This window comes from Sphingomonas sp. CFBP8993, from assembly GCF_034044895.1.
Lineage (GTDB): Bacteria > Pseudomonadota > Alphaproteobacteria > Sphingomonadales > Sphingomonadaceae > Sphingomonas.
In genome coordinates this window covers 662832-689668 of sequence record NZ_JAXCWU010000001.1, presented here as the reverse complement: position 1 = coordinate 689668, position 26837 = coordinate 662832, and the positions used below count along the sequence as shown (strand labels likewise).

Below are 26837 nucleotides of genomic sequence, written 5' to 3'. Positions count from 1 at the left end.
AAAAGCGAGGTCCTGTCAGGTCATTTGAGGGGCCACCTCAGCCGTCCTCGCAAGCGCCGATCAAAAAGAACGGCTCAAAGCAGTCATCCAACATGATACCCGGCTTGTTACTGGAAAACTAACGAGCATTGCTTGCCGCTGGGTCGACGGGCGCGGACCAGTCGTTGTGGTCTCGAACTGTCGTTTCGCAGCCTCCGCTTAATCCCATAAACGACCGGCCAGCGAGACGGCGCGGCCATTCCCATTGGGATCCTTTTCGGGACAGCTCACGACCGCTTGGCCCGCGCTGATGCTGGCTGCACGACTCCCGCTCCGAACATGAACGAACGTCTGGAGTTGGGAAGCGATGAAGACGGCGCGAATGGCCGAAATTGGGTCCTTCTCACCGCGTTGTGCTGGCAGAATAGGGTCGATCCTTGGAGTGCGTCGCCCAGGCGGTGTTCGGCGTCGTCTTCATCGAAAAACGCAACTCGCCACCAGCCATGATCTCGTCGTGCCGTAGATAGGCGCGCGTTACGGGTATCCCGTTCAGCATCACCTTCCCGACATAAGGATGCCGGTCGTCAAGTTTATCGGCGATCACGGTCAGCTGCCGCCCGTTGGGCAGGGAAAGCACGGCTCGATTCAAGAAAGGACGACCGATCACATATTCCAGGCTGCCGGGCGTCACCGGGTAAAAGCCCAGCGCAGTAAAAACGAGCCAGGCGGACATCTGCCCGAGATCGTCGTTGCCGGACAGTCCGTCGGGCGTCGGGCGATACTGGGTCTCGACGATTTGCTTCAGCCGGGCCTGTGTCCGCCACGGTGCCCCGGCATAGCTGTACAGATAGGCGACATGGTGGCTGGGTTCGTTGCCATGAATATACTGACCGATCAGCCCCGCAATATCTTCGGCATGGCTATAGTCGAGTTTCGAATTGTCGAATCCGAACATCGCATCCAGCTTGGCGATGGTGGCCGCATCGCCGCCGAGCGCGCCGACGAGCGCTGCCTGATCCTGCGGCACGAACCAGCTATATTGCCAGGCATTGCCCTCGGTATAATCCGATCCGTAGTTGATGGCCGTTGGATCGAACGGCGTGCGGAACGACCCGTCGCTCTTGCGCGCACGGATGAAGCCGGTCCGGGCATCAAAGCTATTCCGCCAGTTGCCTGCACGTCTTTCGAATGTCGCAGCGATATCGGTGCGGCCCATGGCGCGCGCCATCCGTGCGATCGTCCAGTCGTCATAGGCATATTCTACGGTCTTGGAGGCGGCCTCCGGCTCGTGATCGATCGGCACATAACCGCGCTTCATATATTCGCCCAAGCCGCCATAGGGCGCATAGGTCGCGCTCGCGACCATGGCAGCAAGCGCCGCGTCGGCATCGAAACCTCTGATCCCCTTCAGATAGGCGTCGGCGATAACGGGTGCGGCATGATAGCCGATCATCGTCCACGTCTCGCGCCCCTGGAACTGCCAGACGGGGAGGATGCCGTCAGGACTATCCTTGCGGCTAGCCACGAGTGACCGGACCATCTCGCTCGATACACTTGCTGGCTGGATGAGCGTCAGCAGCGGATGCTCGGCGCGGAACGTGTCCCAAAGCGAAAAGGTCGAACGGAATGTATAGCCTTCCGCGCGGTGCACCTGATTGTCGGGCCCGCGATAGCGACCGTCCGCATCGCTGGCGACGGCGGGTGCCAGCAAGCTGTGATACAGCGCAGTCGCGACGGACTTCGCGATCGGGGCAGGCGCATCGATCTTCACCGCGTCGAGGGCTGCGCGCCACGCCTGCATGGTCTTTGCCCGGATGGCATCGAAATTACCCGGTTCGCTCGCAAGGTTTGCGATCGCGCCCGCCTCATCGACCGATGAGATCGCGCTGGTCACTTCAAGCGGTTGGTCGAGGGGGCCGAAATCGAAGCGGGCGACCAATGCGCGTCCGGCGCGCTCCGCAACCGCTTCACTGCCGCGCCCCGGTCCTTGGAAGCCCTTATAAGGGACGTCGGTCTCGGTCGAGACGAACGCATGCCCCCTCAGCGGCGCTGAAAAACGGATCGCAAAGCACAGGTTACGGTCGGGCGCCCAGCCGCGCGTCTGTCGGCAGCCGGTCACGATGCCGTCGGGACGCAGCCTGATCGAGGACCACAGGACCTTTCCAGGATAGTTGTAAAGCGAGCTGCGCAGATCGAGCACCAGATGCATGGGCGGCGCGCCGGACGTGGTACGATAGCGGGCGACGCCGATCCGCGTCCCTGCGGTCAGCTCCGCCTGGACGCCTCGATCCTCCAGGTTGACGGCGTAATAGCCCGGCCGGGCGACCTCTGTCGCGTGATCGAAGCGTGATCGATAACCCGACCCGGGCTTGCCGGCGTTGCCGGGCTCCAGCGGCACGTTATCCCCGCTGACCGGCATCATGAGGAAATCGCCGAGATCCGAATGCCCGGCACCGGAGAAGTGCGTCAGGGAGAAACCTTGGATCGTCGGATCTTCATAACGATAGCCCGCCGCATGGCTGTAGCATTCCCGAATGACGCAAGTTGTGTCGGTGTCTGGCGAAAATTGCACCATGCCAAAGGGCGCAACTGCCCCGGGAAAGGTGTGGCCTTCCCCACCCGTGCCGATCATCGGGTCGACCCGATCATAGGTCGACTGCGCGGACAGCGGCATTGCGGCAAGACTGGCGAGCAGGGCCAGCACGGCCCCTTGGCGGGAATGCTTCATCGCCGCATTAAAGCATCCTTGAGCAACTGACGGAAGTCGCTTGCCGCTGTACGTTCATGATTTCAATTGTTTGGCTCGATTGTCGTGCGTACGAGGGGCGCGGAAACCGTCATCCTATCCTGACCAATCGTACATCTCATCTTGCCATAGCGGATTGCTGAGGCTGGCACGGATGGATGTCCGATACCCGAACACGGGGCTTTTGTGACCGATATTGGATCGCATAGGGCAAGGTACCGACCAATTCGTTAAGGAAGGCGGCGGCACTGGCGATTTTAGCCTGGTCACGAAGGCTGGCGAGCTATCTTCGATGTCCGTTCGATTGCGCCGAACAGGTCAATCCTGCTTTGCGTGTACACCTACCGCCCCGCCGTAGGTGCAAGCATCTTACGGCGGCAACCACGAAAGGGAAGGGCGGGTAGATCACTATGAACGGAGCGGCAATCGCAGGGTGCGTCGGATCTATTAATTAGCAACAGCGCTGTGACTGAAAATATGCTCAACGCACGTCATCCGTGTATCCATAGCGCTATCATAAAGTGCTGAACGCAGTGAGATTTTTTGTTCCGACGAGATATAACAATCGATTCAAATATTAAATAAGCTAACATGCAATCGATTAATGATACGGTTAATGATGAAAACTTGGTTATACAGTTAAATGTTACCGGTAACTTTTAATCTGCTGTCATATCTCCCCATATTAATTGACAATTTGATTATCTAATTTACCGTGATGACATAATGATTCGCCGGTCAACGGCATAAATTATCAGGGCGGCAGAAAGGCCACCCGGGTGTGGAGGGGTGTTGGCGTGTCCGGTTTACGAGAATTGACGCCACGCGTCCGTCATGTGCCGTTGATCATGATTGGATCGCTCGCGACCGCGAGTATCGTGCTGACGACCGCGGTTTCCGGCCAATCGCTTCTATCGAAGCCTGGCACGCCCGTCGAATTGGCCAGTCCATTGGTCGGTACCGCGCCGTTGGACAGGCGTGGCCTGATCGGCAACGCGCCCCCGCCTGGCGAGCCGGTCTATTCAGGTCAGACCTCGCCCGGGGCAAGATTGCCGCATAGTTCAGTCGAGGTCGCGCCAGTCAACGTCAATATCGAGCTCAGCTATCCGACCGGCGTTCCGACTTCCTACCACTATCCAAACCCGACGATGATCGGCTTCACGGCGGGCGGTGGCGCAACCTATGGCGGCCGGGCCAAGCCCTTTTTCATGCCGATCGTGGGCGACTGGACGGTGCCTCCGGCCTATACGGCGGTCCATTACGACAAGGCGCGCGAACAGGCGTCTCCGGGATATTACGCGGTCGAACTGGACAACGGGACGAAAACGGAACTGACCGCGACCCGCTGGACCGGCATGATGCGCTTCACCTTTCCCCGGACCGACCGGGCCAGCGTCATCGTCAATCTGCCGCGGGCGGGGGGCACGGTGGAAATGGTCGGTGACCGGACCATCCGTGGCGCGTCGCAGGACGGGAGAGACGAAGAATCGGCGGATGGCCCCTTTTTTGTGGCGATATTCTCCCGTCCGATCCGTGACATGGGGACTTTCCGCAAGGCATCCGGCGACGGGCCTGTCTGGGGCATCGGCGACAAGGATGTTGCCGCCGACCGGCGCATGGTCTCCGGCGCCTTTGCCGGAGCCTATGCGAGTTTCTCAACGCAGCAGGGCGAGACGATCCTGGTCAAGATCGCGCACGGCCATAGCTATGCCGAGGCCGAGCGTCGGCTGGCGGCCGAAAATCCCGGCTGGAATTTCGATCGCATCCGCGCCTCGGCGCGCACCGCCTGGGCAGACCTGCTCGATCGGGTCGAGGTGGTGGGCGGAACGCCACAGCAGCGGCGGCTCTTCTACTCCACGCTGTTTCAATCTTTCTCCAGCCCGCGTCTTATTGCCAAGGCGGGGGAGACGCTGACCCGTCCGCGCGGTACGGTGACGGTATCGCATGATCGCTACAGCGCGGTCCCCTATTGGGATACCGCGCGCAATCAACTCTCGCTGCTCGAGTTGATGGAGCCCGAGTTGCTGGCACGCGTGATGCAGTCCGAATTGGACGATGCCAGCGAGCGCGGCTTCATGAACAGCTCATTCCACGGCGACCATGCGGTGCTGATGTATTTGGGGGCGATGCAGCGAGGCGTGCCCTTCGACTATGCCGCCGCCTATCAGGCGCTTCGGCGCAACGCCACCGATACCAAGGGGCCGCGCGCCCATCTGGACGAATATCTGGCGCGGGGCTGGATTTCCGACCTCGTGCCCGAGGGCAGCCCGAGCCCGCCCTATGCCGGTGGCAAGGCGGGCATGGACAAGACGCTGGAATATGCTTGGGACGATCATGCCCTGTCGGTAATGGCGACGCGGCTCGGGCGAACCGAGGATGCGGCGATGTTCGCCAGGCGCGCGAGCAATTATCGCAACGTGTTTGATCGCAAGACGGGCTTCATGCGCGGGCGGACCGAGGATGGTCGCTGGATAACTCCCTTCGATCCGCGCGAGCCCTATTATAATTTCGCCAGCAAGGAGGCATCGGGCTGGTCGAACCTGTGGCTCGTGCCCCACGACGTGGCGGGCCTGCGCGACCTGCTGGGCGGACGCGCGGCGTTCGCGGCGAAACTGGATGCGTTTTTCACCACGCCCTATGCGCCGAAGGGGATATGCCGCGATTGCACCGGTGTGATCGGGCAATATGTGCAGGGCAACCAGCCCGATCAGCATGCGCCCTATCTCTATGCCTGGGCGGGGCAGCCCTGGAAGACACAGGCCCTGGTCCGGCGCATTCTGGCGGACCTGTATGGCAGCGATGCCGCGGGCAACGGCTATCCGGGCATGGACGACCAGGGATCGACCTCGTCCTGGTACGTGCTGAGCGCAATGGGCTTCTACCCCGTCGATCCGTCGATGCCTTTTTATGTGATCGGCAGCCCGATTTTCGAACGGGTCAGGATGCGGCTGGGCAATGGTCGCACGCTGGAGGTGGTCGCGAGCAATAACTCCGCGACCAACCGGTACATCCAGTCGGCGACGCTCAACGGCCGCCCCTGGACCAAGCCCTGGTTCAGCCATGACGACATCAAGAACGGGGCCGTGCTGGCATTTGTCATGGGGCCGAACCCCAACCGCGAATGGGGAAGCGCGCCCGACGCCGCGCCGCCATCGATGTCCGCAGAAGGCCAGAAGCCATGATGGGAGTACCGATGCCAAGATTCGCCGCCGCCATGCTCCTGGCCTTTGCGACCACGGGCGGCGCCCAGGCGCAGACCGCGCAGAATGGCGTCAAGGACGGAACCTATACCGGCCTGATCGCGACACGCTGGGGTCGGGCCGTGACGGCGGACAATGTCTGGCAAAGCTATCCCCGGCCGCAAATGAAGCGCGCCGCCTGGCAGAACCTGAACGGCCGCTGGGACTATGCGATCACCAAGGCGTCGGCACCGCAGCCGAGCCGGATGGATGGACGAATTCTCGTACCATTCCCGGTGGAGTCGCGCCTGTCGGGTGTGGCGCGTCGCGTCCTGCCCGAAGACCGCATCTGGTACCGGCGGCGCTTTACCGTACCAGCGGACTGGGCGGGGCAGCGGGTGATGCTCAACTTCGGCGGCGTCGACCACAGTACGGTCGTCTGGGTCAACGGCGCGGTCGCCGGATCGCATAAGGGCGGCTTCGATGCCTTCGGCTTCGACATCACGAACCAGTTGAAGCCCGGCGAGAACGAGTTGCTGGTCCAGGTGGCCGACCCGACGTCCTCGGGAAGCCAACCACGCGGCAAGCAGAGCCTCGATCCCTCGGGCATCTGGTATACAGCGGTCAGCGGGATCTGGCAGACGGTGTGGCTGGAGCCGGTGCCCAAATTGCATATCGCGGATGTCCGCGCGACCCCCGACATCGACCGCGGCGTCATCGATGTCGAAGTGGCGCTCAACGCATGGGCGTCCGATACCGACGCCGTGCGGATCACCGCGCATAGCGGTGGCAAGGCAATCGCGTCGACCATCATCCGTGCCAATCGTCGCGCCACGCTGGCGATCCCGAATGCCCGGCTCTGGTCGCCGGAACAGCCTTTCCTCTATAATCTGACCACGGAATTGGTGACGGTCCGTGATCCCTATGCGGGTAAGACGGAACGCGATCGCATGGCATATGATGCGCGCTTCACGCCCTCGGAGGATCAGAGCTATGCCCGGGCGGTGGTGACGGGCGCGCCACGCGACGTGGTCGAAGGCTATTTCGCGATGCGCAAGATCTCGGTCGGACCAAGCCGGGTAGCGGGCCAGCCCGCTCTGTTGTTGAATAACAAACCCTATTTCCAGAACGGTACGCTGGATCAAGGCTGGTGGCCCGACGGCCTGTGGACCCCGCCGTCCGAAGAGGCGATGCGGTATGACCTGGAATGGTTGAAGAAGGCGGGCTTCAACATGGTCCGCAAGCACATCAAGGTCGAGCCCGCACAATATTATCACGACGCGGACCGGCTCGGCATGCTGATCTGGCAGGACATGCCTTCGGGCGGTGGCGAGGACCAGTTCGTCACGGGCGCGAGCAAAGCGCAGGCCGTGATGTCGTCCGATATGATGGCGGAGAACCAGAACGAACTGACGCGCATGATCGGCGGGCTGCGCGCCTTTCCGTCGATCGTGTTGTGGGTCGTCAACAACGAGGGATGGGGGCAGTACGACTCCACGACCCTGGCGCGCTACGTCAAGGGCATGGATCCCAGCCGCCTGGTCAACGCCGACAGCGGATGGCTGGACGTCGCAGCCGATGTCTCCGACGTGTTCGATGTCCATACCTATGAGGATGTTCCCAACACCCCGGCGCGACAGAGCCGTCGCGCGTTGGTCCTTGGAGAATATGGCGGGATAGGCCTGCCGGTTGCCGACCACCTCTGGCGGCCGGGCAAGGCCAATTGGGGGTATCAGGCGGCCAGGGACGGCGCGGACTACCTCACCCGGTACCGCCTCAAGATGGAGGGGGTGATCCGCCAGGCGCGCGATCACGGGCTGAGTGCCGCCGTCTACACCCAAACCACCGACGTCGAAGACGAGATCAACGGCTTGCTGACCTTCGACCGCGCGGTGGAAAAGGCATCGCCCGAGGCATTCGCTGCGATCGCCGCACCGCTCTGGCTGCAGGAGGAGGGGCGCTGACGCTGCTATCTGGTCGTCTGGGACGCGCGATGCCTGCGGAGTTTCGCATAACAGAACTGGTCAACCAGTCCGACGAAATTGACGACATGCTTCAGTTGTCAGGGTGAGATGAACGCCACGGGCTAGAAGCAACGAGCCGGCCGAAAAGCCGCCATCGGTGCCGTGGCATAGAGGGAGGAAACAGGAAATGAGCTTCGTGCATAGTGCGGGATCGGCAGCCTTGCGTCGCCGGATCGCAATCGGTCTCTTGTCGTCGGTCAGCGTCATGGTGGCCATGACCCCGGCGGCGCACGCCCAGCAGGCCCCGGCGGCGGGCCAGGTCCAGGACTCGCTGAGCAATCAGGCCGATTCCGGCGTCACCGGCGACTCCTCCGCGACCGGCAATGTTCAGGCGGCGAGCGACGCGGGGGATATCGTCGTCACCGGCTATCGCCGGTCGATCGAGGAAAGCCTGTCGCAGAAGCGTGAGGCCAACGCCTTTGTCGATGTCATCACGGCCGAAGATGTCGGCAAGTTTCCCGACAAGAACGTCGCGGACTCGCTGCAGCGCGTACCTGGCGTCATCATCGATCGCGATGGTGGCGAAGGTAGCCGGGTCAGCATTCGCGGCCTCAGCTCCGACCTGACGCTGACTGAGCTAAACGGCAATTTCATCGCCTCGGCCGACAGCGGCGATCCGTCGCGCTCGTTCAACTATCTGTTGCTGCCCTCGACCCTGATCGGCAGCGTGGAGGTCTACAAATCATCGGAGGCGCGGCTCGACGAAGGCGGGGTGGGCGGCGTCATCATCAACCGAACCCGTCGACCCTTCGATCTCAAGCCATGGTCGGGCAATATTTCGGTCGAGGGCACCTACGCCGATGTCACGCGCAAGGTCGAACCCAACGTCTCGGGGCTCGTGTCCTGGCATAACGAGGAGAAGACCTTCGGCCTGCTGCTCGGCGCGACCTATCAGGAGCGTACCAATCGCTCGCTGAGCGCGTCGGGCGATTCCTGGCATTGGTGGACGGACGACCGGACGACGCAGCCGGCGACCGACGTGAATGGCAAGCCCTATGCCAATGACGATGCCATAAACTATTGGAACGACGGCCAGAACGGTGGCGTCAGCACGCGCAACGGCAAACGCTATACCGGCTATTGGGCACCGCAATCGGTCAGTGAGACGATCCTCGACCAGAAGCGCAAGCGGCTGGGCATTCAGGCGACGGCCCAGATGAAGCCGTTCGACAACATGACGATCACGGCCAATTACTTCCGGTTCCAGCTCAACGGCGATTATACGAGCAGCACGATCAAAATCCCCGAATGGGGCTATGGCAATTTCTTTACCGGGGGCGCGCTGGACAGGAGCGGAACGGTGTTGACCGGCGCCAACTTCCAGGTTCCTGCCGAGGGAACCGGGTGTCGCGTCGCCGGCAATCTGTGCACGATGGAAACGCCCGCGCCGCAGGACACGTATACGCGCGAAAAGACGGTATCCAACACGTATGACGTACGCGGCGACTGGTCGCATGACCGGCTGGAGGCCAGCTTCGTTGTCGGCAAGACGAAGGCGAAAGGCGGACCGTCCTTCCAATTCTATGCACAGGCCAAGCCGCGCAACGGTACGGTGAACGGCAACTCGCTGAGTGCGTGGAATTTCACCGACCAATCGATCGCGATGCAGTTCTCACCCGACATCATCCAGAACATGCTGAACGGCGTGGCGCAGATCGATTTGGGATCGACGGGGTCGGGCTTCACCAACAGCTCGATCTCGCAACGTTACGCCCAGGTCGACGTCACGCGCCATTTCGAGACGTTCATCGACTCGCTGCAGCTGGGCGTGAAGTGGCGCGACGGGAGGATCCACCGCGAGACCGGGCGGTTCGAGTGGTATTCGGACGCGGCCAATACGCTGAGGTTCCAGGATACACCCGGCGGTGCGCTGGCCTTGCCGGAAATCTTCTTCCCCAATTCGCTCGGCAATATCGCAGGCGGGTTCGAGACGACGGCGTTTCCGGCGATCAATATCGCCAAATATATCGATTATCTGAACCGAACCTATAATGGTCCGGTGCGCGTCGCCGAACCGCAGAACGTCTATGATATAGGCGAGCGGATCTGGGCCGGCTATGCTCAGTTGAACTTCAAGTCCGACCGGGTGCGTGGTAATCTGGGCGTGCGCCTGGTCAATACGCGCCAAAGCGGGCTTTCGACCGACGTTCTCTATTACGAAAACGACTATTGTCAGAACGGTCCCGGCGGATCGTTCGACCCCAATCGGCCTCTGGGCGAGGACGGCAACTGCCTGGTCATCCCGCAAAGCCAGCGTGAGCTCAGGGTGTTCAGCCAGAATAGCGAGCGCAAGAGCTACACCGACATACTTCCTAGCTTTAACATTTCCTGGGACGCGACGTCCGATCTGCTTTTGCGCGGCGCGGTGTCGAAGGTCATTTCAAGACCGAATTTCGGCGACTTGGCCGGGGCGCGGGGGCTGACGTTTAATGCCGATCCGTTCGTCTTCGATCGCAAGGAGTTTGGCGCGCTGCCGGGCTGGTTCGGCAATGGCGGTAATTTCGACCTGAAGCCCTTCAGCGCCTGGCAATATGATGTGGGCGTCGAATGGTATTTCCATCGCGGCTCGGTCATCGGCGCGACGCTGTTCCGCAAGGATGTGTCGAACTTCATCGTTCCGGTGGTGATCGACCTTCAGCAGGAGGTCGCGGGCGAGACGGTCACAGTGCAGCAATATGCCACCCAGGCCAACGGATCGAAGGCGGTGTCGCAGGGTGTCGAGGTTTATGCACAGCATACGCTGCCCTTCGGCTTGGGGGCTCAGTTGAACTTCACCTTCAACGACACGTCCACGGCCGACGTGTCGCTGAACGGCTCTTCGGTCGGGAGCTCGCCTCTCGTCGGCAGCGCCAGGACGCAGGTCAACGCCTCGGTGTTCTACGAGCATGGCCCGGTGCTCCTCCGCGCCTCGTACAACCGGCGCGGCGAGGTCGTGCGCGGCCTGTCCTCCGGCCTGAACGTCTATTCCGATCCGTATCAGCAGGTCGACCTGAACGCCGCCTTCAACCTGATCGACAATCTCCAGCTGACCGCCTCGGTCATCAATCTGACCAAGTCGGAGGAACGGGCGCATCTGGGCAACGACACGAAGGACCGTTTCATCTCGAACGTATATTCGGGTCGGCGCGCCTATGTCGGCGTGTCCTACAAGTTTTAAGGCCCCCCCTGGGGTGGCTTCTCATGGACCCACCCCCTTTTCTTCCTCGATGGATGAGGATCGCGCGTCATTCGACATCTCGCTTCAAAATGGATCGCCACGCTGGCCTCGATGGGCTTGGCCGCTATGGCGTCGGCATCGAATCCGATCGTGCGTGGCTGGTATGCCGACCCAGAGATCCGTGCGTTCGGCGACCGGTACTGGATCTACCCGACCTATTCCGACGATGACGGCGTACCGGATCGAACCTCCCGGTTCTCCGCGGCGCAACGGGAGGCGCGGAAACGCCAAACCGTGCGCCCGTCCTATGCCTATCAGACGTTTTTCAACGCCTTTTCGTCGCCCGATCTCGTCCACTGGACCAAGCACCCCCATGTCTTCGATGTGACGCGCGCCGCTTGGGCGGCCTATGCGATCTGGGCGCCCTCAGTCATCGCCGCCAATGGCCGCTATTACATGTTCTTTAGTGCCAACGACATTCAGAGCGATCGGGAGCTTGGCGGTATCGGACTGGCGGTTAGCGACACGCCGGGCGGCCCGTTCAAGGATGCGCTGGGCAGACCGTTGATCGACGCCTTTCACAACGGCGCGCAACCGATCGATCCCTTCGCCTTTCGCGATCATGACGGGCAGGTCTACCTGTTCTATGGCGGGTGGGGGCACTGCAACGTCGTCCGCCTGAGCCGCGATATGAAGTCGGTTCTGCCCTTCGCGGACGGGACGACGTACAAGGAGATCACGCCCCCCGGCTATGTCGAGGGCTCCTTCCTCGTCGAGCGCAAGGGGGTCTATTATCTCATGTGGTCGGAGGGCGGGTGGACCGGTCCCGACTATAGCGTGGCCTATGCCATGGGGCCAAGCGCGATCGGGCCGTTCAAGCCGATGGGCAAGATCCTGACCCAGGATTTCCGCATCGCCCGCGGCGCGGGGCATCATTCCGTCGTGAACGTACCGGGGACGGACGACTGGTATATCGCCTATCATCGGCGTCCGTTGGCGACCGACCGGGGTGAGCATCGCCAGATCGCGATCGACCGGATGTATTTCAACGCCGATGGCACGATCCGTCCGGTCGTGATGACCAACGACGGCGTGAAGCCGCGACCGATCCGCCGCGCGAAATGACACGCAGGCAAGAGAATATGGGGAGATTGATGGTGAGCAAGGCTTTTGGAGCGACTGTACGCAACTCCCTGGCGACACTGTCGGCGATTGGCTTGATCCTGCCGATGCCGTCCATCGCGATCGCACAGGCGCGCGGGGCGACGGAGACGGAATCGCTGGCCGATCTGGTCAATCCGCTAATGGGTACCGACTCCGACTATACCTTGTCCTATGGCAACACCTATCCGGCGGTCGCGGTGCCATGGGGCATGAACTTCTGGTCACCGGTCACGGGGAAGATGGGTTCGGGCTGGGGCTATACCTATCACGACAAGAAAATCAGCGGCATTAAGCAGACGCACCAGCCCAGCCCCTGGATGAACGATTACGCCGCGTTCGAGATCATGGCGGAAACCGGCCCGGTGCGCATCAAGCAGGATGAGCGAGCGTCGTGGTTCAGCCATAAGGCGGAGGAAAGCCATCCCTATAAATACAAGGTGTATCTGGCCGATCATGACGTGACCGCCGAGGTGGTGCCGACCTCTCGCGCGGCGCAGTTCCGGTTCACCTTTCCCCAGAGCGATGACGCACACATCGTACTCGACGCCTATAACAAGGGGTCGATGGTAACCGTCGATCCGCAGCGACGGCGCATCACCGGCTATGTCCGCAACAATAGCGGAGGGGTGCCGGACAATTTCCACAATTACTTCGTGCTTGAATTCGACCACGACTTCGTCGTCTCGCGCACATGGGACGAAAACTGGCAGCTTCACGATGCCTTGAAGAGCGAAGGCGGGCATGTCGGCGCCGTCGTCAGCTTCAAGACGAGGAAGGGCGAGCAGATCGGCGTAAAGGTCGCGTCGTCGTTCATCAGCGCCGAGCAGGCCGAGCGAAACCTGACGAAGGAAATTGGTACCGACGGTTTCGCGCAGACCGAGGCCAAGGCCAAGGCGGTCTGGGACAAGGAATTGGGCCGCGTCCGCGTCAGCGATCCCAGCATCGACAATCGTCGCACCTTCTATTCGGCACTTTACCGGATGCTGCAATTTCCGCGTCGCTTCTACGAATATGACGCGCGGGGGCAGCAGGTCCATTACAGTCCCTATGACGGCAAGGTCCATGACGGGCCGCTCTACACCGACAACGGCTTCTGGGACACGTGGCGCGCCGTCTTCCCCTATTTCGCGCTGATGTATCCGGACGTGGACGGTGAGATCATGCAAGGGCTGGTCAACACCTACAAGGAGTCCGGCTGGCTCCCCGAATGGGCGAGCCCGGGCCACCGCAGCGTGATGATCGGGTCGAACTCGGCCAATATCATCGCCGACGCCTATCTGAACGGCGTGCGTGGCTTCGACGTGAACACGCTTTACGAGGCCATGGTCAAGAACGCGACCACCTCCGAGGGGCGCCCGCGCGACAAGAAGGGGAACGTCCTCGACGCGGTCGGGCGTGAGGGTGTCGAATATTACAACAGGCTCGGTTATGTCCCGTACGATGTCGGGATCAACGAGAATGCCGCACGGACGCTTGAATATGCGACCGCCGACTTTTCGCTGTCGCGGCTGGCGGCGGCACTGGGCAAGACCGACGATGCACGCAAATATGCGGCTCAGGCGCAGAACTACCGCAAGCTCTACGATCCCCAGACGGGCTGGATGCGGGGCCGCAACCAGGACGGGAGTTGGGAAACGCCGTTCAATCCATTGAAATGGGGCGATGCCTTCACGGAGGGCAACGCGCTCCACTATAGCTGGTCGGTGATGCAGGACGTCCGCGGCCTTGCCGAATTGATGGGCGGGAACCAGGCCTTTATAAACCGGCTGGACTCGGTCTTCGCTACGCCGCCGCTGTTCGACAACAGCTATTATGGCCAGACCATTCATGAGATTCGGGAGATGCAGATCGTCGACATGGGGCAATACGCCCATGGCAACCAGCCGATCCAGCACATGATCTATCTCTACGACTGGGCCGGTGCGCCGTGGAAGACGCAATTTCACGTGCGTGACGTGATGCGGAAACTCTACTCAGCCACGCCTGATGGCTATCCAGGTGACGAGGATAACGGCCAGACATCGGCATGGTACGTCTTCTCTGCGCTCGGTTTCTATCCCGTAACGCCCACGGTCGGCCAATATGCGATCGGCAGTCCGCTGTTTCGGCAGGTCGAATTGACCATGCCGGGCGGCAAGCGCCTGAGCATCGAGGCGCGGAACAACGGGCCGGACAATGTCTATATCCAGTCGGCCACGCTTAACGGGCGACGCTACGACAAGGCCTGGTTGTCGAGGCAAGACTTGCAGCGTGGCGGCAAGCTGACCTTCGTCATGGGGCCCAAGCCCAACACCGCCTGGGCCAGCAGCGAGGCCGCCATACCATTCTCGATGAGCCAGCCGGGAGTCGTACGTCCATGACTTCCATCGCGATAAATCGCCGTAATCTGGTCTTGGGCGGAGTGGCGTTGTCGGCGTCGCTGCCGTTCGGCGCGGCCAGTGCAGCGCCGGGCACCGTGCTGCCCAGCAAGCGCCCGCCGCGCGGCGAACGTGCCTTCACCAGCCCGGCGGTCGAGGACGAGATCAAGCGGGTGAAGGCGAAGATCGCCGACCCGCAACTCGCCTGGCTGTTCGAGAATTGCTACCCCAACACGCTGGACACCACGGTCCAGTCGGGCACGGTGGACGGCAAACCCGACACCTTCGTCATCACCGGCGACATCGACGCGATGTGGCTGCGCGACAGTTCGGCCCAGTTGCAGACCTATGTGCACCTGACACCGCGGGACCCGGCCCTGCGGACATTGTTCCACGGCGCCCTGCAGCGGCAAGCCCGGTGCATCCTGCTGGACCCCTATGCCAACGCCTTCATGAAGGATCCGATGGCACGCACCAGCCTGTCGGCGGCGGGCGACGTCACCGAGATGAAGCTGGGCGTGGCGGAGCGGAAATGGGAGATCGATTCGCTCTGCTATCCGATGCGGCTGGCCCATGCCTATTGGACCGCGACCCGCGACCGGGCCCCGTTCGACGCGTTGTGGCGGCAGGGCATGGCGCGGGCGGTAGCGACCTTTCGCGAGCAGCAGCGGCTGGATGGGCCCGGACCTTATCATTTCCAGCGCCGCGACGTTTCGCCGACCGAGACGCTGATGTTCGGCGGATACGGCGCGCCAACCCGGAAGGTCGGATTAATCCATTCGGGATTTCGGCCGTCCGACGATGCCTGCGTCTATCCATTCCTGATCCCGTCCAACCTGTTCGCGGTCGCCGCGCTTCGTGGTCTGGCCGTGGTGCTGAACGAGGCTTGCGGTGACACGGCGGCTGCGACCGAGGCCCGCGCGCTCGCCGACACCGTCGCCAAGGCGCTCGATGCGCATGGCAAGATGGCCGATGGCCGGGGTCAGGAGGTCTGGGCCTTCGAAGTCGATGGCTATGGCAACGCGATCTTCATGGACGATGCCAATGTGCCCAGCCTGTCGGCCTTGCCGCTTCTGGGCGCGGCGAAGCGCAACGATCCGCTCTATCGGCGTACCGCCGCCCTGGCCTGGAGCCCGCGCAACCCCTATTTCTTTGCCGGGCGGGCGGCGGATGGTATCGGCGGGCCGCATGTCGGCATGGACATGATCTGGCCGATGTCGATCATCACGCGGGGGCTACTCAGCGACGATGATGCCTTCATCCGTCAGTGCCTGGCGTGGCTGCGCGCGACCCATGGCGGCACCGGCTTCATGCACGAGAGCTTCCACAAGGACGATCCGACAAAGTTCACGCGAAGCTGGTTCGCATGGGCCAACGGGCTGTTCGGAGACTTCATACTGGACGTGGCGCGGCGCAGGCCCGCGCTGCTTGCCGCACCCTATACGGCATAAGGGAAAAGACGATGACCACGGCAAACCGGCGGCAGCTTCTGTCGGGCACGGGACTTACCCTTGTTGCGGGTATGGTTCCGACCCGCGCCTTCGCGGCGGCTCCCGCCGCCGGCAAGCCCGATGTCTTCATCGGCACCGGCGGGCATGGGCACACTTTTCCCGGCGCCTCGCTGCCCTTCGGCATGGCACAGCTCAGCCCGGACACGGACAATGCCCGCTGGGATGCCTGTTCGGGCTATCACCGCGACGATGCGTCGATCATGGGGTTCAGCCATACGCATCTGTCCGGCACCGGGATCGGCGACATGCTGGACGTGCTGGTCGTACCGAGCCGCGGCCCGCTCAAATTGACGCCAGGCAAGCTCGGCGATCCCGATCTCGGCTATCGACAGCGCTTCTCGGGGGAATTTGCCGAGCCCGGTTATTACCGAGTGCGACTGGAAAGCGGGGTGCAGGCCGAACTGACCGTCACCGAGCGCGTCGGCCTCCACCGCTATCGCTTCCCGCAGGGCGCGGGGCACATCCTGATCGACTTCGCGCATGTCATCGTCGATAGCTGGGACAAAGGCGAGGTGATCGAGCGCGCTTCGCTGGCGTTGGACGCCGATGGCGTGCTGACCGGAAGCCGGACGGTCAATCGCTGGGCCAAGGGGCGCGATATCCATTTCGCGATGCGGTTGTCGCGCAAGCCCGACCGCGTGCAGTTCTTCGGCGATGGCGACACACCGGTCGCCGGTAACGCCCGTGACGTCAGCGGTCGCAGACTGAAGCTCGTTCTCTTCTTCGATCAGGCCGGTGGGGAGCCGATCCTGATCAAGACGGGCCTCTCAGCCGTGTCCGTCGCAGGCGCACGAAAGGCGCTGGCCGAAGAAGCACCGGCCTGGGACTTCGATGCACGATGCCGGGCGGCACGATCGCTTTGGGCGAAGGAACTCGACTGTATCCGCGTGTCCGGCGGTACCGAGGCGCAGCGCACGATCATGGCCAGCGCACTCTATCATGCGCTGCTGGCACCGACGCTGTTCTCCGACCGTGACGGCCGCTATATGGGCATGGACCGGCAGGTACATCAGGCCCCGGTCGACCAACCCGCGTTCAGTACCTATTCGACGTGGGACACCTATCGCGCGCTCCACCCGTTGCTGACCCTCGTCAAGCCTCGCCAGGCCGCGCTATTCATCCGCGACCTCGTCCGCCAGACGCAGCAGAGCCCCTATGGGCCGCCGGTCTGGCAGCTTCAGGGCGTCGAAACCGGCACGATGATCGGCTGGCATTCGGTGTCGATCATGGCAGAGGCGAAGGCCAAGGGGATCGAGGCGGATTACGCCGCCGCCTGGCCCAATATCCGTCGACGCGCCTTCGATCGGACATTCAAGGATTCCGACGGCTCGCTGGGCCGCGGCGAGTATTACGACCGTGGCTATATCCCCGCGGATCTGGTCTGGGAATCGGTCAGCCGGACGCAGGAATATGCCTATGACGACTGGGCGATGGCGGTCTTGGCCGAGGCGGCGGGTGCGCAAGGCGATGCCGAAGCATTGCGGCGGCGCAGTCGCAATTACCGGAATGTGATCGATGCCAACATCGGCTTCGCGCGGCCCAAATTTGCCAACGGCCAATGGTGGGCGCCCTATGACCCGATCCAGTTGGGCCATATGCCCAAGCCCGGATGGCGCGATTACACCGAGGCCAATGGCTGGCAGGCGACCTTCCTCAACCAGCATGACGTGCACGGGCTGATCGCCCATATGGGCGGCGACAAGGCATTTGAGGCGCGTCTGGACGCATTGTTTTCGGCGCCCTCGACCCTACCCGATAATGCGCCGCCGGACATCTCCGGTCTGGTCGGCCAATATGCGCACGGCAACGAACCCAACCAGCATGTGGCCTATCTCTATGCCTATGCAGGCATCCCCTGGAAGACGCAGGCGATGGTCCGGCGTCTGTTGAACGAGATGTACAAGGCCGAGCCCGACGGCGTGATCGGCAATGACGATTGCGGGCAGACGAGCGCGTGGTTCATCCTGAGCGCGCTGGGCTTCTATCCGGTTGATCCGGTCAGCGCCGTCTATGTCTTCGGATCGCCGCTCTTCGACGATGTGCAGGTGAATCTACAGAACGGACGAACACTACGTATTCGGGCGCAGGGCAATGCCCCCGACAGGCCCTATGTCCAGTCGGTCCGGTGGAACGGCAAAGCCTGGACCCGTAACTGGATATCGCACGCTGATCTTATCCAGGGCGGTGAGCTCGTGTTCCAGATGGGCGGAAAGCCGTCACGCTTCGGCACCGCCCCGGCGGATCGGCCGCCCTCGCTGTCCTCGCCACGAACATGATGCCCCTGGCGTCGGACCCGGTCATGACGCTGCGGGAACGGCGAGCGCCTCTCTAGAATGCGTCCTACTGATCATGGCCGGGCGTCTTCCAAAGCGCGCCCGGCTTGGGAAGCAGGAAATGGCTGAAGGGAAGGATCGCGGCGCCGACGGCCGGAGCGTCGGCGGATAGCGCGGCACGCGCGACCGGTGCGAGGGCCGGGATGCCGTCACACGCTTCGGCCAGCCGGGTATTAAGACGGTTCGTCAGGCCATCCAGCACGGCGGCGGGCAGCCGGCCGCCGATGAGGACGATCGCAGGATTCAACAGACAGTTGACCGCCGTCAAAGGCCCGACAAGTTGCGCTGCGGCGGCTTCGACCCACGCCTCAAGGCTGTCCCGGACCGCATGGTCGCCTGCGTCCTCGTCGCATGGAATGTCGGCGAGCGCGAAGCCATCCCTGTTCATGTGCATGGCCAGACCGGAACGGGATACCAGCGTCTGCACCTGCGCGCCTGTGGTGGTTCGGAGGAAACCCAGCTCCCCGCTGCGGCCATCCGCCCCGCGAATATAGGCATTGTCAACGACCACGCCCCCACCGAGTCCCGAGGATATCAGGATGTAGAAAAAGCTGGTGTGACGCTGCCCCAGGCCGAATTGCATTTCGCCCATCGCGGCGGCAGCAGCGTCGTTCTCGGTGAACACTGGAAGCGCGAAGGGGCGAGCAAAGAGCTTGGCCATGTCGACCTGATCCCAATCGGCATAAGCCGCCGGTCGGCCGGGGAGATCGATGCTCCCGAGCTGATCGGGGCTGGCGACGCCGAGCCCGACCACTTGATCGATGGTGACCTGCGCCGCCTGCAGCATCTTGCGGATCGACGTGCGGTACAGCGCCGCGACCTGCCCGGGGAGCGCGAACGCGATATCCTCCGAGATTCGGGCGACCGTCTCCCCGGCAAAATCGACAAGTACGATCGTGACATGATCGCGATCGATATTGATCCCCAACGCGAAGCAGGCCTTGTCGCGGATCACAAGCCTCGTCGGAGGCTGGCCGCGGCCGCCACGCTGTTGGCCCGCCTCTTCGATCAAGCCATCGTTGAGGAGGCGGCGGGTAATGTTGGCGATGGCAGCCGTCGTTAGGCCGGTGATCGAGGCCAATTCTACTCTGGTCAGCGCGCCGCATACCCGAACTGCATGAAGCGTGATCCGTTGGTTATGGTCGGCCGCACGCTCGAGGTTCGTACCGAATAGGCGCGGGCGATGGGCATCAATCATTACGCTGAACCGAAGCCGGCCATCAGGTTGACAGTGGCAGAGGGGCGCAATTCGCTTTCGGTATGCATAGGTCCTAGCGGTGCCTGTCGGATGTGGCCGACCCTGCATAACCTTTCAGTAATTACCCGGTCTGTCCACCACTGGCTAACAAAAGGGGGCTACTATGGTCAGGCAGCGCTGACAGGGAGAGCCATGATTGGTCTCCGCGAGGCCAATTTTGATTGATTTTGCCAAGGTGCTTGGTCCGAAGGACGCCTTCTTGTGCGCTGAGCGGGGCTGCTCAGACCAAGGTCAGCTGCCGACCACGCGCCCGGAACGCTGGTCGCGCGAACGCAACCGGATCAAGGACTGGATCGAAGCTGAGTGCTGGTCGGAGAAGAAGCAGGCCTTCGTCATGTACCGCGGTACCGACAAGCTCGACGCCTCCTTGGCGCTTGCCGTCCGCTTCGGCTTTAATGGTCATGATCGGCTGCTAGCTACGATGGATGCGATCGATCGTGAGCTAGGCAGCGGTCCTTTTCGCTATCGCTACACCGGCATGGACAAGGAGGATGGGTGCTTTCTTGCCTGCTCCTTCTGGATGGTGGAGGCCCGTGCCGAACTTGGTCAGTGGCCTGAAGCCCGCCAGCGGTTCGATAAGCTAAACAACGCGTTGTCCCACGGTCACGGTATTCTGGCCGAGATGATCGATCCGGCGAGTGGCGCGTTCCTCGGCAACCTTCCTCAAGGTCTCAGCCATCTAGCGCACGTTATGGCGCTGTCCGTTCTCGACGAGGCAGCAGCCTGCAACTGACACTGATCCTATCCCAATGGAGATAAGCATGACTGACCGTCTGACTATGCAGGATCCTCGCTCGCAGTATCCGCAGCCGCCTTTCCCGCGGCAGCCGCAGCCTGTGCCCGGTGAAGCGTCGAAGATGGATCCTGTGCCCGACCACGGCGAGACGAGCTATAAGGGCTCAGGCAAGCTTGCTGGGCGCAAGGCGCTCATCACCGGCGCGGACAGCGGCATCGGTCGCGCGGCCGCTATCGCGTTTGCACGGGAGGGTGCTGACGTCGCTCTGTCGTACCTCGAGTCCGAAAAGAGTGACGCGGCCGAGGTGATCCAACTCATCGAAGCCGAGGGGTGTGGATCGGCGTGGAAAAGGGACCCCGGTAGCGGGGTGATCGGCGTCGAAAAAGGACCCCTCATCCCGGTGGTCTAGGCTGTTCGCTTGGCGGTGTGTCAGGCGGCGAGATCGGGATGTTGGTATTGGAGACGGTGTTGAGGATCCGGCGCGAGCACGCGGCGGGGAAAGCCATCAAGGCGATCATGCGAGACCTGCATTTATCTCGCAAAGTGGTGCGCAAGGCGATCCGGTCGCCGGAGGCGGACATGGGGTACCGGCGGGAGGTGCAGCCGCTGCCCAAGCTGGGGCCGTTCCAGGCGCGACTGAATGCGTTGCTAGAGGAAGACGAGGCGCGTGCGCGGCGCGAGAAGCTGCGCATCACGCGCATCCACGATCTGCTGCTGCGCGAGGGGTTCGATGGCTCATACGATGCGGTGCGTCGCTATGCGGCCCGCTGGCGGCAGGCACGTCGTCGGGACGTGATGAATGCACCGGCGTTCATCCCGCTGCTGTTCCGGCCGGACGAGGCCTATCAGTTCGACTGGAGCCACGAGGACGTCGAGATCGCGGGCAAGCCGATGCGCGTGAAGGTCGCGCATGTGCGGCTGTGCGCGTCGCGGGCCATGTATGTGCGAGCCTATCCCCGCGAAACACAGGAGATGCTGTTCGACGCGCATGCGCGGGCGTTTGCCTTCTTCGGAGGCGTGCCGACGCGCGGCATCTACGACAACATGAAGACGGCGGTGACGAGCGTGTTCACCGGCAAGGAGCGGGTCTTCAACCGTCGCTTCCTGGTCATGGCCAACCACTACATGGTCGAGCCGACCGCCTGCTCGCCCGCGTCGGGCTGGGAGAAAGGTCAGGTCGAGAACCAAGTGCAGACCGCGCGCGGCCGCTTCTTCCAGCCACGCCTGCGCTTTACCGGCCTCGAGGAGCTGAACGGTTGGCTGGAAGCCGAGTGTCGGCGCTGGTCCGAGTTGCACCAGCATCCCGAGGAGAAGGAACTGACGGTCGCCCAGGCATGGGCAGCCGAACAGGCTGTGCTCCAGCCTGTTGTCGCGCCCTTCGACGGCTTCCACGAAAGCGAGCATGCGGTAAGCGGCACCTGCCTCATCAGCTTCGACCGCAACCGCTACTCCGTTTCTGCCAGGGTGGTGCGACGCGCTGTGCAGGTTCGCGCCTATGCCGACCGCATCGTCGTGCGCTGCGACGGTGAAGTCGTCGCCGACCATCCCCGGTTCTTCGGCCGCGACCGGACCATCTACGACCCGTGGCATTATCTACCGGTGTTGGCGACCAAGCCGGGTGCCCTGCGCAACGGCGCACCGTTCCAGGGCTGGGAGCTGCCGCCTGCGCTGGCACGACTGCGGCGCAAGCTCGGCACCGGCGACGATGCCGACCGGCGGTTCGTGCGGGTGCTGGCAGCGGTGCTCGACGACGGACTGGAGGCGGTGGAAGCGGCCGTGCGAGAGGCGCTGCTGGCCGGCACCGCCAGCGACGACGTCATCGTCAACATCCTGGCCCGCCGGCGCGAACCGCCGCGACCGCTGACCATCGTCACGCCCGAAGACCTGGCGCTGCGCCATCCGCCTCGCGCCGACTGCAACCGCTATGACAGCCTGCGGGGTCTCCATGCAGCGGCATGAGATGATGACGGCCATGACCGAGTTGGGGCTGAAGGGCATGGCCGGTGCCTTCGACGAGGCGGTGACCACCGGCCTGCAACGCAAGCGCACGACGATGGAGATCCTGACCGACCTGCTCCGCGCCGAAGCCGCCCATCGCCATGCAGCGTCGGTCCGTTACCGGATGTCGGCCGCGAGGTTACCCGCGGTGAAGGACCTCGACGCCTTCGTCTTCGACGACACCCCCATCAACGAGGGACTGGTGCGCTCGCTGTACAGCGGCTCGTTTCTTCCGGGCAGGCGCAACGTCGTGCTGGTCGGTGGAACGGGCACCGGCAAGACGCATCTCGCCACCGCCATTACCGCCAACGTGGTGCGGGCCGGTGCCCGCGGGCGCTATTTCAACACGGTCGACCTGGTGAACCGGCTCGAAGAGGAAACCCGCCTCGGCAAGGCCGGCACGCTGGCGGCTCAGCTCTCGCGCCTCGACCTCGTGGTGCTCGACGAGCTTGGCTACCTGCCGTTCGCCCGCTCGGGCGGTCAGCTGCTCTTCCACCTCGTCAGCAAGCTCTACGAGCAGACCTCCGTCATTGTCACGACGAACCTGGCCTTTGGCGAGTGGCCGACCGTCTTTGGCGACCCCAAGATGACCACCGCGCTGCTCGACCGCGTTACCCACCATTGCGACATCGTCGAAACGGGCAACGACAGCTGGCGCTTCAAGCACCGCAGCTGACACCCAGGACCACCGGCAGAGAACGCTTCGCGCTGCTTGCGCCTCCGGTCGGGCTACGCCCGCCCTACGCCGCAACCAGCGCGAACGGTGCGCCCGCCATACCCGTCACACCACTCGACGAAGGGGGTCCCTTTTGCACGCCGATAAGGGGTCCTTTTTGGACGCCGATTGACACGCGAATGCTCCATGTGCTGCTCCACATGGCGCGGCATGAGGGACCAATGACCTCCGAGGCGCTCGCCCGCATGCTGGGTACCAACCCGGTCGTGGTACGGCGCACGATGGCTGGTCTTCGGGATGCAGGGTATGTGCGGTCGGAAAAGGGCCATGGCGGCGGCTGGGTGATCGCGCAGCCCTTGCAGAACGTTTCGTTGCTGGACGTACACCGCGCGGTTGGCGGACCCCGCCTTTTCGCTATCGGCCATGAGAACGCCAATGCCGACTGCGCTGTCGAGAAAGCCGTTAATACTGCGCTGGAGGGTGTGCTCCGTGACGCCGAGGCGCTGCTGGTGGCGCGCCTCGATTCCGTCAGCTTGGCCGAACTGGCGCGCGATTTCGACGCACACTGCGATGCGGCTAGCTAGAAAGCCGCATCCTCACCCGATCTGATCATATCGATTACCGCGCGCAGGGCCGGTGCCATCTGCCGTTGCTGGGGGTAACACAAATAATAGCCGGGAAAGGGAACCGACCACTCCGCCAGCAGCGGAACGAGGGCACCTTGCGCAAAAGCGTTGACGACAGACTCCTCCTTAAGGAAGGCGATCCCGATGCCAGCAAGCGCGGCGTCCACCATCACGGCGCGGCTGCTGGTGATCAACGGCCCTTCGACCGCCACCGAGAACCAGTGGCCCTTCTCGAAAAACTCCCATGCATAGGGGCCGGGCTGCCCCGGCCAGCGCCAGCGGATGCAACGATGCTGGAGCAGATCCTTTGGCGTTTGCGGAACGCCGTGCTCGGCCAAGTATGCGGGCGCGGCGACAGCCAGCTGGCGAATATCCTCGCCTAGCCGAAGTGCGACCATGTCGCGTTCGATCACCTCGCCGATACGGATTGCGGCATCATAGCCGCTGCCGACGATGTCGACGCCCGTGTCATCAATCGTGAGATCGAGCGTGATGTCGGGGAATGCGCGCGCCAGCCTCGGCAGGATCGGCACCACGAACCTGTCTGCGGCAGCATGGAAGCAGTGCAGGCGGACTGTACCGGCCGGCAGCTTCGCGGCAGTACGCGCCTGCTCCAGGGCGCCCGTCAGGCTGTCGATCGCGGGTGCGATATCACCGAGCAGCGCGGCGCCAGCCTCGGTCAACGACACGCTGCGGGTGGTGCGATGGAGCAGGCGGATGCCTAGCCGCTCCTCCAGGCCGCGGATCAACTGGCTCAGCGCCGAGGACGATACCCCCAACTGCTCGGCCGCCCGGCTGAAACTCCGTTGCTCGGCGACGGCTGCAAAGGCGCGCAAGGCACCGAACTCGCTGGGATGGATCATAGGGGGCATCTCAGCATTGTGAAGCTGACCTTACAAGCCTGGGTGGCAAATGGTCGATTATCCGCTTGGAGTGAAGCGCTACATCTGGCGGTGAAGGAGAACAGCTATGAAGACATGGTTCATCACGGGTATTTCCCGCGGCCTCGGCAAGGCGCTCGCGCAGGCAGCGCTCGCCCGGGGCGACACCGTCGTCGGCACGGTGCGCGAGGCTGCGCCGGATTTGGAAGTGGGTCATGGTACGCTGCATGTCCTGACCGTCGATCTTACCGATGCGGCGGCGATCGCACCGGCTGTAAGTGCGGCGTTCGACAAGGTTGGCCACATCGACGTGCTGGTCAACAACGCCGGCTATGGCCTGCTCGGGGCGATCGAGGAAGCGACGGACGCCGAGTTTCAACGGCTGTTCGCGGTCAACGTCTTTGCACCCTTTGCCATCATCCGCGCCGCGCTTCCCGTCTTGCGGCGGCAGGGCAGCGGTCACATCCTGAACATCACCTCGATCGCAGGCCGTGCGCCGGCGGGATCATCCGGCCTCTATTCGGCGACCAAATCCGCGCTCGAAGGCCTAACACAGAGCCTAGCCCAGGAAGTCGCGCCTTTCGGTCTCAATGCCACGGCCATCGCACCCGGTGCCTTTCGCACCGACTTTCTCAGCGGTCATTCGATCCGCCGCAGTCAGGGCAGCGAGCAGTATGCCGAAAGCGTCGGGACCGGAATCGCACGGCTTGACGCGATGGCCGGGCGCCAGATCGGCGATCCTGACAAGGCGGCTGCGGCGATCCTCGAATTGGTCGACACGCCCAATCCGCCGCTTCATCTGCTGCTTGGGAGCGACGCGCTGCGACGTGCCCGAGAGAAGCTCGACGTGGTGATCGACGAGATGGATCGCTGGGAAAGCGTAACGCGTTCGATCGATTATGAGGAAGATGCCTGAGCGGCTGGGCCAGAGCAGCTATCACCTTAAACGACGGCGCCACCCAGCGGTGCAAGACCAACCCGCTCAAGGTCCGTTTGCGGGAATAGGGGAGGGGGCGCTTTGACGCAATGCTTGGGCCCTGTCAGCATCGCTTGCGGCGCAGCTGCGATCCGGCGCGCGTCATGAGGAGCGCAACGACATGACCGACCAGAAGAGCGGCATCATGGTCCAGGGCCGTTTGATACCCTTCCCCTCATCGATAAGCCAGGAGGCTCGCGCCAGTCTCGAACGACTGGTGAATGACGATGGCGTCCCGATCAACGCGCTCTACTTGATGCCACCGCCGGACGATCATGCGGGCTGGATGAAGATCAAGGCGGCAGCGGACGGGCATTATGCGGCTGCAGTGAAAGGGCTGGCCGGTACGTTGCGTGCCAGCGCCGAGACGCTTCGCATCGGCGAGACCACGATCCATGTCGCGACGCCCGAGACCATATCGGTGCCGGATGGCGCCTATGTGGATTTCCATGGCGGAGCGTTCGTGTTTGGTGGCGGCGAGGCGTGTCGCGTGCAGGCGCGAATGCAGGCGGATCGGCTTGGGGCGCTCAGCTACGGCGTCGATTACAGGATGCCGCCCGAGCATCCCTATCCGGCGGCATTGGATGACGCGATGGCGGCGTATCGCTACGTGCTGGAACGGCACGCACCGTCGCGCATCGTCGTGGGCGGGCGATCGGCGGGCGGCAACCTTGCTGTCGCGATGCTCCTGCGCGCGAAGGACGAAGGGCTGCCCATGCCCGCCGGCATGGTTCTCCTGTCTCCAGAGGTCGATCTGACCGAGTCCGGCGACAGTTTTCAGGTTAATCAGATGGTGGATGTCGTGCTGCCCGGATCATTGATGCGGAACAACGCGCTGTATGCCGGTGGGGCAGACCTGTCGCATCCTTATCTCTCACCATTGTTCGGAGATTTAAAAGGCCTGCCGCCGGCCTTCCTTCAATCCGGCACGCGAGACCTCTTCCTGTCCAACGCTGTACGGATGCACCGTGCACTGCGCCAAGCGGATGTGGATGCCGAACTGCATGTCTTTGAAGGGATGCCGCATGGAGGATTTCAAGGGAACACCCCGGAGGACGACGACTTGGCGGCCGAGATAGCCCGGTTCGTTAAAGCTCGCTGGCAGTGACGTACTCTCCCGCAATTGTACCCCAGTGAAAACATTGATGCATTCAGTCTCGATGCGACTTGCAGCCTCATAGTCGAGCCGCCGATGCTTGGACCATTTGTCGCAGATTTTCACCGCATCGGCGCTTT

Annotated in this window: 16 protein-coding genes and 1 pseudogene; 14 read left to right on the top strand and 3 right to left on the bottom strand. The window is 62.9% G+C overall.

Annotation, left to right across the window (positions count from 1 at the left end):
* Positions 1-382: 382 nt before the first annotated feature.
* Positions 383-2707 carry a GH92 family glycosyl hydrolase gene (locus SOM26_RS03005; protein ID WP_320451232.1) on the bottom strand — a complete coding sequence of 775 codons (2325 nt, stop codon included), beginning with the start codon at positions 2705-2707 and terminating at the stop codon, positions 383-385.
* Between the two features lie 866 nt (positions 2708-3573).
* Between SOM26_RS03005 and SOM26_RS03000 the strand changes: the two genes are divergently transcribed.
* From SOM26_RS03000 to SOM26_RS02970, 7 genes are all read left to right on the top strand, one after another.
* A complete protein-coding gene (locus tag SOM26_RS03000) occupies positions 3574-5907 on the top strand; it encodes a GH92 family glycosyl hydrolase (protein WP_320451231.1) in 2334 nt (777 codons plus the stop codon).
* A gap of 11 nt (positions 5908-5918) precedes the next feature.
* A complete protein-coding gene (locus SOM26_RS02995; protein WP_320451230.1) occupies positions 5919-7868 on the top strand; it encodes a glycoside hydrolase family 2 protein in 1950 nt (649 codons plus the stop codon).
* 187 nt (positions 7869-8055) lie between these two features.
* Positions 8056-11085, top strand: coding sequence for a TonB-dependent receptor (locus SOM26_RS02990; protein ID WP_320451229.1), 3030 nt, complete (start codon positions 8056-8058; stop codon positions 11083-11085).
* Between the two features lie 126 nt (positions 11086-11211).
* Positions 11212-12210, top strand: coding sequence for a glycoside hydrolase family 43 protein (locus tag SOM26_RS02985; RefSeq protein WP_320451228.1), 999 nt, complete (start codon positions 11212-11214; stop codon positions 12208-12210).
* A gap of 104 nt (positions 12211-12314) precedes the next feature.
* Positions 12315-14609 carry a GH92 family glycosyl hydrolase gene (locus tag SOM26_RS02980; RefSeq protein ID WP_320451227.1) on the top strand — a complete coding sequence of 765 codons (2295 nt, stop codon included), beginning with the start codon at positions 12315-12317 and terminating at the stop codon, positions 14607-14609.
* Positions 14606-16057 carry a glycoside hydrolase family 125 protein gene (locus SOM26_RS02975; RefSeq protein WP_320451226.1) on the top strand — a complete coding sequence of 484 codons (1452 nt, stop codon included), beginning with the start codon at positions 14606-14608 and terminating at the stop codon, positions 16055-16057. Before SOM26_RS02980 ends, SOM26_RS02975 begins: the two co-directional genes overlap by 4 nt.
* A gap of 11 nt (positions 16058-16068) precedes the next feature.
* Positions 16069-18393 (top strand): GH92 family glycosyl hydrolase, encoded by a 2325-nt coding sequence (locus tag SOM26_RS02970; protein WP_320451225.1) that lies wholly within the window; start codon positions 16069-16071, stop codon positions 18391-18393.
* A gap of 64 nt (positions 18394-18457) precedes the next feature.
* Here SOM26_RS02970 and SOM26_RS02965 read toward each other — a convergent pair whose 3' ends face one another.
* Entirely contained in the window at positions 18458-19648 is a 1191-nt protein-coding gene (locus tag SOM26_RS02965; RefSeq protein WP_320451224.1) for an ROK family transcriptional regulator, read from the bottom strand.
* Positions 19649-19865: 217 nt separating this feature from the next.
* Between SOM26_RS02965 and SOM26_RS02960 the strand changes: the two genes are divergently transcribed.
* The 5 genes and pseudogenes from SOM26_RS02960 (at position 19866) to SOM26_RS02940 (ending at position 23702) form a co-directional block, all read left to right on the top strand.
* Positions 19866-20441: a glycoside hydrolase family 15 protein gene (locus tag SOM26_RS02960; RefSeq protein WP_320451223.1), complete on the top strand. Its 576-nt coding sequence runs from the start codon at positions 19866-19868 to the stop codon at positions 20439-20441.
* A gap of 28 nt (positions 20442-20469) precedes the next feature.
* A pseudogene (locus SOM26_RS02955) lies at positions 20470-20775 on the top strand (SDR family NAD(P)-dependent oxidoreductase); the annotation flags it as partial.
* Positions 20776-20891: 116 nt separating this feature from the next.
* Positions 20892-22403, top strand: coding sequence for an IS21 family transposase (gene istA, locus SOM26_RS02950; RefSeq protein ID WP_320451222.1), 1512 nt, complete (start codon positions 20892-20894; stop codon positions 22401-22403).
* Positions 22390-23118, top strand: a complete 729-nt coding sequence (gene istB, locus SOM26_RS02945; RefSeq protein WP_320451221.1) for an IS21-like element helper ATPase IstB — start codon at positions 22390-22392, stop codon at positions 23116-23118. The genes istA and istB overlap by 14 nt, the downstream gene beginning before the upstream one ends.
* A 179-nt stretch (positions 23119-23297) precedes the next feature.
* A complete protein-coding gene (locus tag SOM26_RS02940; protein WP_320451220.1) occupies positions 23298-23702 on the top strand; it encodes an Rrf2 family transcriptional regulator in 405 nt (134 codons plus the stop codon).
* On the opposite strand, the gene SOM26_RS02935 is transcribed toward SOM26_RS02940, so the two are convergent.
* Entirely contained in the window at positions 23699-24607 is a 909-nt protein-coding gene (locus SOM26_RS02935) for a LysR family transcriptional regulator (RefSeq protein WP_320451219.1), read from the bottom strand. The two genes, SOM26_RS02940 and SOM26_RS02935, sit on opposite strands and share 4 nt — an antisense overlap.
* A gap of 106 nt (positions 24608-24713) precedes the next feature.
* Between SOM26_RS02935 and SOM26_RS02930 the strand changes: the two genes are divergently transcribed.
* Together SOM26_RS02930 and SOM26_RS02925 are read left to right on the top strand one after the other, a co-directional pair.
* Entirely contained in the window at positions 24714-25541 is an 828-nt protein-coding gene (locus SOM26_RS02930) for an oxidoreductase (RefSeq protein WP_320451218.1), read from the top strand.
* Positions 25542-25722: 181 nt separating this feature from the next.
* Positions 25723-26709, top strand: a complete 987-nt coding sequence (locus SOM26_RS02925; protein WP_320451217.1) for an alpha/beta hydrolase — start codon at positions 25723-25725, stop codon at positions 26707-26709.
* Positions 26710-26837 lie beyond the last annotated feature (128 nt).

Excerpts from the sequence above, each read along its gene's own strand:
- SOM26_RS03005 (WP_320451232.1), bottom strand. The coding sequence starts at position 2,707 with ATGAAGCATTCCCGCCAAGGGGCCGTGCTGGCCCTGCTCGCCAGTCTT.
- SOM26_RS03000 (WP_320451231.1), top strand. The coding sequence starts at position 3,574 with ATGATTGGATCGCTCGCGACCGCGAGTATCGTGCTGACGACCGCGGTT.
- SOM26_RS02995 (WP_320451230.1), top strand. The coding sequence starts at position 5,919 with ATGCCAAGATTCGCCGCCGCCATGCTCCTGGCCTTTGCGACCACGGGC.
- SOM26_RS02990 (WP_320451229.1), top strand. The coding sequence starts at position 8,056 with ATGAGCTTCGTGCATAGTGCGGGATCGGCAGCCTTGCGTCGCCGGATC.
- SOM26_RS02985 (WP_320451228.1), top strand. The coding sequence starts at position 11,212 with ATGGCGTCGGCATCGAATCCGATCGTGCGTGGCTGGTATGCCGACCCA.
- SOM26_RS02980 (WP_320451227.1), top strand. The coding sequence starts at position 12,315 with ATGCCGTCCATCGCGATCGCACAGGCGCGCGGGGCGACGGAGACGGAA.
- SOM26_RS02975 (WP_320451226.1), top strand. The coding sequence starts at position 14,606 with ATGACTTCCATCGCGATAAATCGCCGTAATCTGGTCTTGGGCGGAGTG.
- SOM26_RS02970 (WP_320451225.1), top strand. The coding sequence starts at position 16,069 with ATGACCACGGCAAACCGGCGGCAGCTTCTGTCGGGCACGGGACTTACC.
- SOM26_RS02965 (WP_320451224.1), bottom strand. The coding sequence starts at position 19,648 with ATGATTGATGCCCATCGCCCGCGCCTATTCGGTACGAACCTCGAGCGT.
- istA (WP_320451222.1), top strand. The coding sequence starts at position 20,892 with ATGTTGGTATTGGAGACGGTGTTGAGGATCCGGCGCGAGCACGCGGCG.
- istB (WP_320451221.1), top strand. The coding sequence starts at position 22,390 with ATGCAGCGGCATGAGATGATGACGGCCATGACCGAGTTGGGGCTGAAG.
- SOM26_RS02940 (WP_320451220.1), top strand. The coding sequence starts at position 23,298 with ATGCTCCATGTGCTGCTCCACATGGCGCGGCATGAGGGACCAATGACC.
- SOM26_RS02935 (WP_320451219.1), bottom strand. The coding sequence starts at position 24,607 with ATGATCCATCCCAGCGAGTTCGGTGCCTTGCGCGCCTTTGCAGCCGTC.
- SOM26_RS02930 (WP_320451218.1), top strand. The coding sequence starts at position 24,714 with ATGAAGACATGGTTCATCACGGGTATTTCCCGCGGCCTCGGCAAGGCG.
- SOM26_RS02925 (WP_320451217.1), top strand. The coding sequence starts at position 25,723 with ATGACCGACCAGAAGAGCGGCATCATGGTCCAGGGCCGTTTGATACCC.